Source organism: Enterobacter cloacae complex sp. HYC080_NIDB (assembly GCF_056673325.1).
Map to the genome: position 1 here is coordinate 2,784,290 of NZ_CP114212.1, position 13,064 is coordinate 2,797,353.

At 53.9% G+C, this 13,064-nt stretch carries 15 protein-coding genes; 10 read left to right on the forward strand and 5 right to left on the reverse strand.

All coding sequences use genetic code 11. The features are described from left to right. Positions 1–16: 16 nt before the first annotated feature. From murJ to rimJ, 4 genes are all read right to left on the reverse strand, one after another. Positions 17–1,552 carry a murein biosynthesis integral membrane protein MurJ gene (gene murJ / locus O1723_RS13255; RefSeq protein WP_014883358.1) on the reverse strand — a complete coding sequence of 512 codons (1,536 nt, stop codon included), beginning with the start codon at positions 1,550–1,552 and terminating at the stop codon, positions 17–19. Positions 1,553–1,681: 129 nt separating this feature from the next. Next, positions 1,682–2,605, reverse strand: a complete 924-nt coding sequence (locus tag O1723_RS13260) for a Gfo/Idh/MocA family protein (RefSeq protein ID WP_014883357.1) — start codon at positions 2,603–2,605, stop codon at positions 1,682–1,684. Positions 2,606–2,607: 2 nt separating this feature from the next. Next, positions 2,608–3,258, reverse strand: coding sequence for a YceH family protein (locus O1723_RS13265; protein ID WP_014883356.1), 651 nt, complete (start codon positions 3,256–3,258; stop codon positions 2,608–2,610). 9 nt (positions 3,259–3,267) lie between these two features. Further along, entirely contained in the window at positions 3,268–3,852 is a 585-nt protein-coding gene (gene rimJ / locus O1723_RS13270; RefSeq protein ID WP_014883355.1) for a ribosomal protein S5-alanine N-acetyltransferase, read from the reverse strand. A gap of 236 nt (positions 3,853–4,088) precedes the next feature. On the opposite strand from rimJ, the gene mdtH reads away from it, so the two are divergent. The 9 genes from mdtH (at position 4,089) to O1723_RS13315 (ending at position 10,775) form a co-directional block, all read left to right on the forward strand. Continuing rightward, positions 4,089–5,297, forward strand: coding sequence for a multidrug efflux MFS transporter MdtH (gene mdtH, locus O1723_RS13275; protein WP_023337086.1), 1,209 nt, complete (start codon positions 4,089–4,091; stop codon positions 5,295–5,297). Positions 5,298–5,421: 124 nt separating this feature from the next. After that, positions 5,422–5,982 carry a lipoprotein gene (locus O1723_RS13280; protein WP_014883353.1) on the forward strand — a complete coding sequence of 187 codons (561 nt, stop codon included), beginning with the start codon at positions 5,422–5,424 and terminating at the stop codon, positions 5,980–5,982. Positions 5,983–6,108: 126 nt separating this feature from the next. Further along, the gene (gene pyrC / locus O1723_RS13285) at positions 6,109–7,155 is read left to right on the forward strand and encodes a dihydroorotase (RefSeq protein ID WP_014883352.1); all 1,047 of its coding nucleotides are present in this window, start codon (positions 6,109–6,111) and stop codon (positions 7,153–7,155) included. A 74-nt stretch (positions 7,156–7,229) separates the two neighbouring features. Continuing rightward, positions 7,230–7,475 carry a DNA damage-inducible protein I gene (gene dinI, locus O1723_RS13290; protein WP_014883351.1) on the forward strand — a complete coding sequence of 82 codons (246 nt, stop codon included), beginning with the start codon at positions 7,230–7,232 and terminating at the stop codon, positions 7,473–7,475. Between the two features lie 272 nt (positions 7,476–7,747). Further along, the gene (gene bssS, locus O1723_RS13295) at positions 7,748–8,002 is read left to right on the forward strand and encodes a biofilm formation regulator BssS (RefSeq protein WP_008500827.1); all 255 of its coding nucleotides are present in this window, start codon (positions 7,748–7,750) and stop codon (positions 8,000–8,002) included. 116 nt (positions 8,003–8,118) lie between these two features. Beyond that, the gene (gene solA / locus O1723_RS13300; RefSeq protein ID WP_014883350.1) at positions 8,119–9,237 is read left to right on the forward strand and encodes an N-methyl-L-tryptophan oxidase; all 1,119 of its coding nucleotides are present in this window, start codon (positions 8,119–8,121) and stop codon (positions 9,235–9,237) included. Positions 9,238–9,296: 59 nt separating this feature from the next. Continuing rightward, positions 9,297–9,410, forward strand: coding sequence for a YceO family protein (locus O1723_RS13305; protein WP_014883349.1), 114 nt, complete (start codon positions 9,297–9,299; stop codon positions 9,408–9,410). A gap of 218 nt (positions 9,411–9,628) precedes the next feature. Further along, positions 9,629–10,195 (forward strand): cytochrome b, encoded by a 567-nt coding sequence (locus O1723_RS13310; protein WP_014883348.1) that lies wholly within the window; start codon positions 9,629–9,631, stop codon positions 10,193–10,195. Between the two features lies 1 nt (position 10,196). Beyond that, a complete protein-coding gene (locus O1723_RS13315; RefSeq protein ID WP_014883347.1) occupies positions 10,197–10,775 on the forward strand; it encodes a YceI family protein in 579 nt (192 codons plus the stop codon). 40 nt (positions 10,776–10,815) lie between these two features. Here O1723_RS13315 and trhO read toward each other — a convergent pair whose 3' ends face one another. After that, entirely contained in the window at positions 10,816–11,865 is a 1,050-nt protein-coding gene (gene trhO, locus O1723_RS13320; RefSeq protein WP_014883346.1) for an oxygen-dependent tRNA uridine(34) hydroxylase TrhO, read from the reverse strand. Positions 11,866–12,086: 221 nt separating this feature from the next. Between trhO and O1723_RS13325 the strand changes: the two genes are divergently transcribed. After that, a complete protein-coding gene (locus O1723_RS13325) occupies positions 12,087–13,013 on the forward strand; it encodes a Kdo(2)-lipid IV(A) acyltransferase (RefSeq protein WP_023332678.1) in 927 nt (308 codons plus the stop codon). Positions 13,014–13,064: the final 51 nt, after the last annotated feature.

Genomic DNA, 13,064 nt, shown 5'->3' on the forward strand with positions numbered 1-13,064 from the left:
ACTCCCCATTTGGCGTTTATGCCGTACGGCGGGCAAACTCTTTCACTTTGAAGCCCAGTACGGCGAGCGTGGCAAAGTAAGCTACCACCCCGACGCCCACCACGGCCATCAGCCGCATCAGACGATAAGGCATCGTGCCCTGGGACCACTCTGGCATAATATGCATCATCCCGAGTAATGCCGCAGACATCACCAGTACTGCAATAATCAACCGCACAAGGAAGCTCGCCCAGCCCGGCTGCGGCGTAAAGATATCCTGCTTGCGCAGTTGCCAGTACAACAGCCCGGCATTCAGACAGGCCGCCAGACCAATAGACAGCGACAGACCGGCATGCTTCAGCGGGCCGATAAACGCCAGGTTCATCAGCTGCGTCATAATCAGCGTCACAATGGCAATTTTCACCGGCGTTTTAATGTCCTGACGCGAGTAGAACCCCGGAGCCAGCACCTTGACGACAATCAGCCCCATCAAGCCGACGGAGTAGGCAATCAGCGCCCGCTGGGTCATCGCGGCGTCAAAGGCAGTGAATTTACCGTACTGGAACAGGGACACCGTCAGCGGCTTGGCCAGAATCCCCAGCGCCACCGCACTTGGCAATGCCAGCAGGAAGCAGAGACGTAACCCCCAGTCCATCAGGCGGCAGTATTCATCATGGTTGCCGCTGGCAAAGCTTTTTGACAGCGACGGCAGCAGGATGGTCCCCAGCGCCACGCCCAGCACACCGGATGGAAACTCCATCAGACGGTCCGCGTAGTACATCCACGACACAGAGCCCGACACGAGGAAAGAGGCAAAGATGGTGTTGATGATAAGCGAGATCTGGCTGACGGAGACGCCAAGAATGGCGGGCCCCATCTGCTTAATCACGCGCATCGCGCCGGCATCTTTGAGATTAATGCGCGGCAGCACCAGCATACCGATTTTCTTCAGGTGCGGCAGCTGATACGCCAGCTGCAGCACGCCGCCCACGGTTACCGCCCAGGCCAGCGCCAGTACCGGTGGGTTGAAATGCGGCGCGGCGAACAGGGCAAAACCGATCATGCTGACGTTAAGGAACGTCGGCGCAAACGCCGGAACGGAGAAACGGTTCCAGGTGTTCAGTATCGCCCCCACCAGCGAGGCCAGCGAGATCAGCAGAATATAGGGGAAGGTAATGCGCAGCAGCTGCGAGGTCAGTGCAAATTTATCAGCCGTATCGGCAAAACCGGGGGCGGTCACCAGAATCACCCACGGCGCGGCCAGCATCCCGATAACGGTCACCACGGCCAGCGCCAGGGTCAGTAGCCCAGAGACGTAAGAGACAAAAACGCGGGTCGCATCCTCGCCCTGCTTGCTTTTATATTCCGCGAGAATAGGCACAAATGCCTGCGAAAATGCCCCTTCCGCAAAAATACGACGCAACAGATTTGGCAATTTGAACGCGACGAAAAAGGCGTCCGTCGCCATTCCTGCACCAAAAACCCTTGCCACAATCGCGTCACGTGCAAAGCCCAGCACGCGAGAAAACATGGTCATCGAGCTGACTGCCGCCAGCGATTTTAATAAGTTCATTAACGTGAATTTCCAAAACCATACGGATTTGTAGGCCGGGTTAGCGTAAGCGCCACCCGGCAAAGCCAACAAGCGGCGCTTAGTCTAACCGGATTTCATCGAATTACTATCGGCAGATGTTACAGCGAATTATTCACTCATGGCATCGCGCCAGAGCCTTTCCACAATGCGCTGCGCCAGAATGGCCTGCTCGCCGGATGTTTCAGGAACCATCTGATTTTGCACACAGGTGATGAAGTGACGGGCACATCCTGCGAAACCACGCTGCTCAAGCGTACTTTGCCAGCCGGGTGCAGGAGGCGTAACAACGCCATTGCCCTTCTCTTCGCGCCACTCGCGCATATCGGTAATGTCATACAGCGCACCGTCGGTGACGGCCTGAACGAACTCACGCTGGCTGCCCGCACGACGGTGCATACTGGTGGTAATCTGAAGATGCTCAACGGCAAAATGGTGTTCCGCGTACACCATCTCCCCCCTTTCGTTAGTGACCAGGGTGCCGCTTTTCAGCTGTGCATTACCGTTGCTCAGCCACAGCGCGGTATCCACCACGTGAAGATAATCATCAAGAAGGGTAAAACGCAGATCGTTCGGCCCTACGCTGTCGGTACGATGCTTATCCATACGCAGCGAAGCCATATTGCCGGACTGCGCTTTCAGCTGCTGGTAAAGCGGCGCAAAGCGGCGGTTAAACCCCACCATCAGGGTCAGGTTTTTACGCGCCGCCAGATCAATCAGGCGTTCGGCGTCCTGCACGTTTTCCGCCAGCGGTTTATCCACGCAGACGTGGACGCCCGCATTGAGCAGCTCGCTGACCACCTGATAGTGGGTGGCCGTGGAGGTATGCACAAAGACGGCGTCACACTCGCGGGCCAGATCCTGCAGCGAGGCGGCATACGGAATGCGCCAGGTTGCGCAGATACGCTCTGCTTTTTCACGGCCAGGAGACCATGCGCCTTGCAGCGTCCAGTCGGTCGCAGCCCCTAAAACCGGTAGCCAGGCTTTTTGCGCTATTCCGCCCAGCCCCACGACGCCAATGCGTAATTTTTTCACCGTCAGTCTCCCAAATGTGCCAGTAATGCATCCAGACGTTGTTTCAACCCGGCAACCTCACCTTCCAGAGCCTCCACACGGGCAACCAAATCGTCATCGCCAGTTGTTATATCGGTTACAGGAGACTTAACTGAAATATCAACGTCACCGCAGAAGAGATGCATATAGCGGCTTTCACGTTTACCCGGCTCGCGGGCCAGACGGACAACGTACGGGCCATCTTCACGTGCGGCCAGCCCCTCCAGCGTCTGCTCAACTTCCTGCATGTCGCTAAACTCATGCATACGGGAAGCACGCGTGCGCAGCTCCCCCGGCGTCTGCGCCCCGCGCAACAGCAGCGTAGTAACGACCGCCACTTCGGCGCTGCTCAGCTTCAGGTCGCCAAATTCGGAGTTACAGAAACGCTGTTCGTATTTGGTCACGCGGTTACCGAAGCCGCTGACGGTGCGCAGATAGTGGCGTTTTACCAGCGCATCCAGCACGTCCTGAACGTCATGCTCGCTGAGGTTCATCACCGGCTCACGGTTCGTTTTTTGGTTACAGGCCATGGTCACGGCGTTAACAGAAAGCGGATACTGTTCCGGCGTGGTGACCTGTTTTTCGAGTAAGCACCCAATCACGCGCGCTTCTGTACCGTTTAGCTGATACTTCATCTTTTCTCCTTAACGACCTGCAGTCCAGTCACGGGTGGTTAACGCCGTCAGCACGTGGTCACGCCACTCGCCGTCTATCAACAAATAGTCTTTGGCGTAACCTTCTTTCTCGAACCCTAAGCGCGCCAGTAAATTTCCGCTGCGCTGATTATGCGGCATATAGTTCGCCATAATGCGATGAATGTGTTGCGTACGTTGCATATAGCGGATGGCCGCCGTTAACGCCTCGTACATCAGCCCCTGCCCCTGCCATTTCTGACCGATGGAGTAGCCAAGGTAACAGGCGTGAAACGACCCGCGCACCACATTCGAGAAATTAGCGATCCCGATAATTTCTTTCTCTTCTGGATCCAGCAACGCAAAATAAAACGCGCTACCCTGCTTATGAAATTCCGCAATCATGCTGAGGCGCGCCTGCCAGCCGGAGGGGTAACAATGGCTCTCATCCCGAACGGGTTCCCAGGGTTTCAAAAACTGGCGATTCTCGGCGTAATAATCCGCCAGACGCCAGGCATCACGCTCATGCACCAGACGAACGACCAGCCGGTCCGTTGTCAGACGCACTTTTGGCACATTACTGCGATAGCCAAACATCAATACCACTCCTTCCCGTCACTTCAGCTTGCCCATTAGCTTTACTATACCTGCGCCCGTGCCGTCTGTGAAAACAGTGACATACCATTTTCACCTCTTTTCACCTTTTTCAATGAAAACTCTCTATCAAAGCACCCTTTTGATAAAAAAATATTGTCGCGTCCAGGGGTGGGAAAAAACGTGGCGACACCGCAGAATGTTAGCGTGCTCACCTTCTTATTTTCCCTGGAGGGAAAATGTCCCGCGTATCACAGGCGAGGAGCCTGGGTAAATATTTCCTGTTAGTCGATAACATGCTGGTCGTGCTCGGCTTTTTTGTCGTATTCCCTCTCATCTCGATCCGCTTTGTCGATCAAATGGGCTGGGCGGCGGTAATGGTCGGTATTGCCCTGGGACTGCGTCAGTTTGTCCAGCAGGGTCTGGGCGTCTTTGGCGGCGCGATCGCTGACCGCTTTGGCGCTAAACCGATGATCGTGACCGGTATGCTGCTCCGCGCGGCAGGCTTTGCCACGATGGCCGTTGCCCACGAGCCCTGGCTGCTCTGGTTCTCCTGCTTCCTCTCAGGTATCGGCGGCACGCTGTTTGACCCGCCCCGTACCGCGCTGGTGGTGAAGCTGATTCGCCCGCAGCACCGGGGGCGTTTCTTCTCCATTCTGATGATGCAGGACAGTGCCGGCGCGGTGGTTGGCGCATTGCTGGGAAGCTGGCTGCTGCAGTACGATTTCCGTCTGGTCTGTGCGGCCGGGGCGGTACTCTTTATTCTGTGCGCGCTGTTTAACGGTCTCTATCTTCCCGCCTGGAAACTGTCGACGGTAAAAGCGCCGGTGCGCGAAGGGCTAGGTCGCGTGCTTCGCGACAAGCGTTTTGTCACCTACGTATTGACCCTGACCGGGTATTACATGCTGGCCGTGCAGGTGATGCTGATGCTGCCGATCATGGTAAACGATATTGCGGGCACGCCTGCTGCCGTTAAATGGATGTACGCCATTGAAGCCTGCCTGTCACTGACGCTGCTCTACCCCATCGCCCGCTGGAGCGAACGGCGTTTTCGCCTGGAACATCGCCTGATGGCCGGGCTGTTTCTGATGACGCTGAGCATGATGCCGATCGGTCTGGTGAGCTCGCTCCAGCAGCTGTTTACACTGATTTGCACCTTCTATATCGGCTCCATCATCGCCGAGCCCGCCCGGGAAACGCTGAGCGCCTCGCTTGCGGACGCGCGTGCCCGCGGCAGCTATATGGCATTCAGCCGACTCGGTCTGGCCTTTGGTGGCGCGTTAGGCTACACCGGCGGCGGCTGGCTGTTCGATGCCGGTAAAGCGCTGAATCAACCGGAACTGCCGTGGATGATGCTCGGCGCAGTGGGCTTTATGACGTTACTGGCCCTCTGGTGGCAGTTCAGCCAGAAGCGCAGCGCGAGCGGTATGCTCGAGCCCGGCGCATAATCCTTCTCGTTGGCGGGAGAACTCTCCCGCCTCACTTCTCAGTATTTTCTGCTGGTTTCTGCCATTTCACACTGACATACTGACGCTACAGGACAGAAGCGCCGATTTTTCGTTGAGGAACACTATGAAGAAAATTGTCATTGCCGCCGCATTTATCGTTAGCGGCCTGCTGGTGGGCTGCAATCAGCTTACGCAATACACCGTCAGTGAACAGGAAATTAATCAGGCGCTGGAAAAACATAACAATTTCTCCAAAGACATTGGTGTGCCAGGCCTTGCCGATGCGCATATCATTCTCACCAATCTCACCAGCCAGATTGGTCGTGAAGAGCCCAACAAAGTCACCCTCGCCGGGGATGCCAGCCTTGATATGACCTCCCTTTTTGGCAACCAGAAAGCCAACATCAAGCTCAAGCTGAAGGCACTTCCGGTTTTCAACAAAGAGAAGGGCGCGATTTTCCTGCAGGAGATGGAAGTGGTCGATGCGCAGGTTTCACCGGACAAGATGGCACCGGTTCTGCAAACCCTGATGCCCTATCTGAACCAGTCGCTGCGTAACTATTTCAATCAGCAACCGGCGTATGTCTTAAGCGAAGACAAAAGTAAGGGTGAAGCCCTTGCGAAAAAATACGCAAAAGGGATAGAGGTGAAACCGGGAGAAATCATCATTCCTTTCACCGATTAACCTGAAGGGCGCTGCGGCGCCCTTTTTTTTACGGAAAAGTGTGCAAACGAAAACGTTTCCGCTTATGATTTGTGTCCGGCAAAAACAGCCATCCTTATGACTGATTCCTGACAAGCCGGAGCTTCCATGACTGCACAACCCCAGGTTCTTAAAATCCGCCGCCCTGACGACTGGCATATCCATCTGCGCGATGGCGATATGCTGAAAACCGTCGTGCCTTATACCAGTGAAATTTATGGCCGCGCGATTGTCATGCCAAACCTGGTTCCGCCAGTCACCTCCGTCGATGCCGCGATTGCCTACCGCCAGCGCATTCTGGATGCCGTCCCGGCTGGACATGATTTCACCCCGCTGATGACCTGCTATCTGACCGATTCTCTCGATCCGGACGAAGTTGAGCGCGGGTTTAACGAAGGCGTTTTTACGGCGGCGAAACTCTATCCTGCAAACGCCACCACCAACTCCAGCCACGGCGTCACCAGCATTGATGCCATCATGCCGGTGCTGGAACGTATGCAGAAACTGGGCATGCCGTTGCTGGTACACGGCGAAGTCACGCATGCCGAGATTGATATCTTCGACCGTGAAGCCCGCTTTATCGAGACCGTAATGGAACCGCTGCGTCAGCGCCTGCCTGCGCTTAAAGTGGTCTTTGAACATATCACCACCAAAGACGCCGCAGAATATGTGCGTGACGGCAACGAGTTGATTGCCGCCACCATCACCCCACAGCATCTGATGTTTAACCGTAACCACATGCTGGTAGGCGGGGTACGCCCTCACCTGTACTGCCTGCCGATCCTTAAGCGCAACGTTCACCAGCAGGCGCTGCGCGAACTGGTTGCCAGCGGTTTCTCACGTGTTTTCCTCGGCACAGACTCCGCGCCTCACGCCCGCCATCGTAAAGAGGCGAGCTGCGGCTGCGCAGGCTGTTTCAACGCCCCTACGGCCCTTGCCAGCTATGCAACGGTATTTGAAGAGATGGACGCGCTGGAACATTTCGAAGCGTTCTGCTCCCTCAACGGCCCGCGCTTTTACGGCCTGCCGGTCAATGACACGTTCATTGAACTGGAGCGCAAAGCGAGCCAGGTGGAGGCATCCATTGCCCTGACGGATGATACGCTGATCCCCTTCCTGGCAGGCGAAACCGTCAACTGGACGGTAAAACGCTAAATAATCAACGCCCCTTGTTGTCAAACGAACAATATACCTGTATAAATAAACAGTATATTACACAGGGGGCATTTATGCGTATTGAAGTCACCATAGCCAAAACTACCGTTCTGCCTGCTGGCGCGCTTGACGCACTGGCTGGCGAATTATCCCGTCGTATTCATAACACCTTCCCCGACAATGCAGGCGCCGTCACTGTTCGTTACGCCGCGGCGAACAACCTTTCCGTCATTGGCGGTGCAAAAGAAGATAAAGATCGCATCAGCGAAATCCTGCAGGAAACGTGGGAGAGCGCTGACGACTGGTTCATCACAGATTAACACTGCTCCCTCATTGTGTTTTTTGCCGGGTCGCCCCGGCTTTTTTTTGCCTGAAATTCCAGAAAGTTCAAAATAATTCGGCAACTTCTTTAAAAATCGTGAACAAGATGGTGTTTTATTGCTCGAACAATCCTAAAAAGCAGAAAAATGTGTTGCTAGCTGTTTATTTTTCCCTTAGGAACCCTTATTACTTGTATACTGAAGTTGCTTTCAGAAAAACATGCATTGAACCTCGAAGTCGTTGTCTTCTAACACGCATTATGGGGGTTATAATGGAAAAGAATAGCGAAGTCATCCAGACCCACCCACTCGTTGGCTGGGATATCAGTACCGTAGACAGCTACGATGCACTGATGCTGCGTTTGCACTACCAGACCCCAAATCAGCTGAACCGTGAAGAAGCGGAAGTTGGACAGACGCTGTGGCTTACGACAGACGTCGCCCGTCAGTTTATTTCTATTTTAGAGGCAGGAATTGCAAAAATAGAATCTGGCGACTATCAGGAAAATGAGTATAAACGGCACTAACCGAATGCTCACTTTTCTTTCAACAGGCACCCACGCGGTGCCTTATTTATTTCCCGCTTGTTTGCACCCGCTTTGTTAATTACTCTGCTAAAAAAAACGTACGTGACGAGATGCATATGAGATATGACCTAATCATTATTGGCAGTGGCTCCGTAGGATCGGCCGCCGGGTATTACGCGACACAGGCAGGACTCAATGTCCTGATGATTGACTCTCACCTGCCGCCCCATAGCGAAGGTAGCCACCACGGCGACACGCGTCTCATTCGCCATGCCTATGGCGAGGGGGAACGCTATGTTCCGCTGGTGCTTCGTGCCCAGACGCTGTGGGACGCGCTGGCTAAAGAGACTGAAGAGCGCATTTTCGAACGTACGGGCGTCATCAATCTTGGCCCGGCCCGTTCGGAATTTCTGGCTAATGTGGAACGCAGCGCAAAGGCCTTTAATCTGGAGGTTGAGAAGCTGGACGCGCCGGCTATCACCGCGCGCTGGCCAGAAATTACCGTCCCGGACGATTATATTGGCCTCTTTGAAGCCAACTCCGGGGTGTTGCACTGTGAAACCGCCATCAAAACCTGGATCGACCTTGCCGCCAAAGCGGGCTGTGCGCAATTGTTTAACTGTCCGGTGGAGGCCATCACGCATAACGCAGATGGCGTGACGGTAACGACTCTGGACGGTGAATATTCGGCGTCTCGTTTGCTTATCAGCGCTGGAACCTGGGTCACCCGCCTGCTGCCAGACCTGCCGATCCAGCCCGTGCGTAAGGTCTTTTCGTGGTTCCAGTCGGATGGTCGCTACAGTGCCCAGAATAAATTCCCGGCGTTCACCGGCGAGTTGCCCAATGGCGATCAGTTCTACGGTTTCCCTTCCGAAAAAGACGCGCTCAAGATTGGAAAACACAACGGGGGGCAAGTTATCTCCTCACCTGACGAGCGTAAACCGTTTGGTGCTTGTCCGCAGGATGGTTCAGAAGCCTTCTCATTCCTGCGCAATATTCTCCCGGGCGTGGGTGGCCTGCTCTACGGCGCGGCCTGCACCTACGACAACACGCCGGATGAAGACTTTATCATTGATACGCTGCCAGGACATGACAACACCCTGCTCATTACCGGGCTGAGCGGACACGGATTTAAGTTCGCTTCCGTGCTGGGTGAAATCGCCGCGCAATTTGCTCAGGGTATCACGCCTCAGTTTGATCTGACGCCCTTCTCACTCGCGCGTTTTAACGGATAATCGCTATGGGCTCCGGACAGTTCGGGGCCCGTTTTCTTTACGGTGAATCATGGGGCATTATGCGCAGGATCGTGAGTTTTCTCGTCAATAATATTCGCGAACATTTTATGCTCTATATCTTACTGTGGGCACTACTTGCAATCGTTGATTTTATTTACATTGTATTTTATTGAAAGCGTTGACTGACATTTATTGACGTTACTTTATGTTTATTTAATCTCTTTCCCCCTGCTTATTGCGCCTTGCACGAAGCCTTTGAATTACCTTTGCGGTTCCTTTTCAAAATTGCTGAAATAAATAAAATAAAAATCCATATACTCTTATTTCAGTTGCAATATCTTGTCTTCCCGTTCATTTTTACGTTTCGGTTAATTTGAAAATGGACATTCTGATGCAATTGCGTAACTCCTCCCGGCGCTACGGAATAATATCCATAAGTTTGCACTGGATATTTGCCATTGCCGTCTATGGCATGTTCGGACTTGGACTATGGATGGTCACGCTCAGCTATTACGACGGCTGGTATCACCAGGCGCCGGAGTTGCATAAAAGCATCGGCGTTTTGCTGATGCTGGGGCTGATTTTCCGCGTGATATGGCGACATATCTCCCCGCCACCTGCAGCACCAAAGACCCACAGTAAATTAACCCGTTTCAGTGCTGTCGCCGCGCATATTGCACTTTATGCGCTGCTCTTCGCCATTCTGATCAGCGGCTATCTCATTTCGACGGCAGACGGCAAGCCGATCAGCGTTTTTGGTCTGTTCGAGGTGCCAGCAACGCTCAGTGATGCTGGGGTTCAGGCCGACACGGCGGGGGTGGTCCACCTCTGGCTTGCCTGGAGCGTGGTGATCCTGTCCGTGCTGCACGGACTTGCCGCCCTTAAACACCACTTTATTGATAAAGACGATACGCTCAAGCGCATGCTTGGCCGCTCGTCAGTTGACTCTGGAGTATAAAATGAAAAAACACCTGCTGGGTATCGCACTGGGCTCTCTGTTATTCACCACCGGTTCCGCCGTGGCGGCGGATTATAAAATTGATAAAGAGGGCCAGCACGCGTTCGTCAATTTCCGTATTCAGCATCTGGGATACAGCTGGCTGTACGGTACCTTTAAAGATTTTGACGGCACATTCACCTTTGACGAGAAAAATCCTGCGGCGGATAAAGTCAATGTGACCATTAATACCAACAGCGTTGACACCAATCATGCTGAGCGCGATAAACACCTGCGCAGCGCAGAGTTCCTGAACGTCACTAAATTCCCGAAAGCGACTTTCACCTCTACGGACGTGAAAAAAGACGGTGATAAGTTGAATATTACCGGTAATCTTACCCTGAATGGCGTTACGAAACCCGTGACTCTGGATGCAAAATTGATCGGCCAGGGTGACGATCCGTGGGGGGGTAAACGCGCAGGTTTTGAAGCGGCAGGAAAAATTCACCTGAAAGATTTTAATATCACAACGGATTTGGGTCCGGCGTCTCAGGATGTTGAGCTGGTTATTTCTGTTGAAGGTGTGCAGCAGAAGTCATAATAGATTCGCCCGGCAGGATCTCGCCTGCCGGGCGTTATTATCATTCCGGGTCGGGAATACCCAGTTTGGTATTCAGACGGCCGCGTGATTTATTAAAAATCTTATTGCCGTTTTCTCGTCCCGCACGACGCCGACGCTGCTCTTCTTCCGGCAGAATACTCTCTTCACTGCACAGTTCACTGCAGCAACCGTTAAACTTCTCGGCACAGGCAGGGCACTGGATGAACAGCAGATGGCAACCGTCGTTTTTACAGTTGGTATGGGTATCGCACGGCGCACCGCACTGGTGGCACTGGGCAATAACGTCTTCCGAGATACGCTCACCCATACGCTCGTCAAAGACAAAGTTTTTCCCGATAAAACGCACCGGTAAACCCTGCTCGCGGGCGCGGCGGGCGTACTCGATAATGCCGCCTTCAATATGCCAGACCTTATTAAAGCCGTTGTGCTTCATCCACGCGCTGGCTTTCTCACAGCGGATACCGCCGGTGCAGTACATAACGATTTTTTTATCTTTATGCTCCTGCATCATCTCAACCGCCTTGGGCAGTTGCTCGCGGAAGGTGTCGGCCGGGATTTCCATCGCGTTCTCGAAATGCCCCACTTCGTATTCATAGTGGTTACGCATATCAATGAACACGGCATCCGGATCGTCCAGCATCGCATTCACTTCCGCTGCCTTCAGATATTCACCGACGTTCGCCGGGTTAAATTCAGGATCGTCAATACCGTCCGCCACAATGCGTTCACGCACCTTCATGCGCAGCACCCAGAAGGATTTCCCGTCATCGTCCAGGGCAATGTTCAGGCGTAAGCCGTCGAGAGCGGGGTCGAAGCGATAAAGACACTCGCGGAAAGCGCTGACTTTGCTTTCCGGTACGCTAATCTGCGCGTTGATGCCTTCGCGGGCAAGGTAGACGCGCCCGAAAACGTTCAGGGCTGTGAAAGCCTGATAAAGTGCATCGCGGGTCGCCTGCGGATCGTCGATCGTGAAGTATTTATAGAAAGAGATGGTTGTGCGCGGTTCGGTTTCAGCCAACATACGCGCTCTTAACATCTCATTCGACACGCGGTTGTGTAACACTGGCATGGTGTACAGTCCTGGAATCGTTAGAGAGAATGAAAAATCGGTCGGCATCATATAGCAAACAAAACCAATTTACATCCACACAATTTACGCTACATTTCACACACCCTGATTAATCAGGTTTAACAATTGCTCTCGTCGTACAGGTTTCGTTGGCAGATATTTTGGCAACGTCTCAAAAAATGCGACAATAGCGAAACAGGACGTTTGAACACAGGAAAGACATGACCCAGTTACCCAAATTTACCGTCGCCCTTTTGCACCCTCGCTATTGGATGACCTGGCTTGGCATTGGCTTTTTATGGCTACTGGTACAGCTTCCCTACCCTGTTATCTTCCGGTTAGGTAAATCGTTAGGCCGAATCGCGCTAACGTTCATGAAGCGTCGGGCGCGCATCGCGTACCGAAATCTTGAGCTGTGCTTCCCGCAGATGAGCGAGGCAGAGCGCCACGATATGGTCACGAAGAATTTCGAATCCGTCGGTATGGGGCTCATGGAAACCGGTATGGCGTGGTTCTGGTCAGATAAGCGCATGGCGCGCTGGAGCAAAGTGACGGGAACCGGCATGGAGCCCGTGCATACGCTTCAGGCTAACCAGACCGGCGTTCTGCTGATCGGTGTTCATTTTCTGACGCTGGAGATCGGGGCGCGGATGTTTGGCATGCAGGCGCCCGGCATCGGTGTTTATCGTCCAAACGACAACCCGGTTATCGATCTCATTCAGACCAACGGCCGCATGCGCTCCAATAAAAGCATGATCGACCGTAAGGATCTGAAGGGCATGATCCGCGCCCTTAAATCCGGTGAAGTGGTCTGGTATGCTCCCGACCACGACTACGGTCCGCAGTCGAGCGTATTTGTGCCGTTCTTTGCCGTTGAAGAGGCGGCCACCACCACCGGCACCTGGATGCTGGCACGGATGTCCAAAGCCGCCATCGTCCCCTTTGTGCCCCGCCGTATGCCGGATGGCTCAGGCTACGAGCTGATGATGCTCGAACCGGAGCTCGCGCCGCCGTTAGACGATGCAGAAACCACCGCGCGCTGGATGAACAGCGTTGTAGAGAAGTGCATCATGCTGGCCCCTGAGCAGTATATGTGGCTACATCGCCGCTTTAAAACGCGACCACAGGGCACACCGTCCCGCTATTGATCCTCATGCGGCCCCATTCGGGCCGCCTCCTGTTTTAGCTTTAAAAGCGCT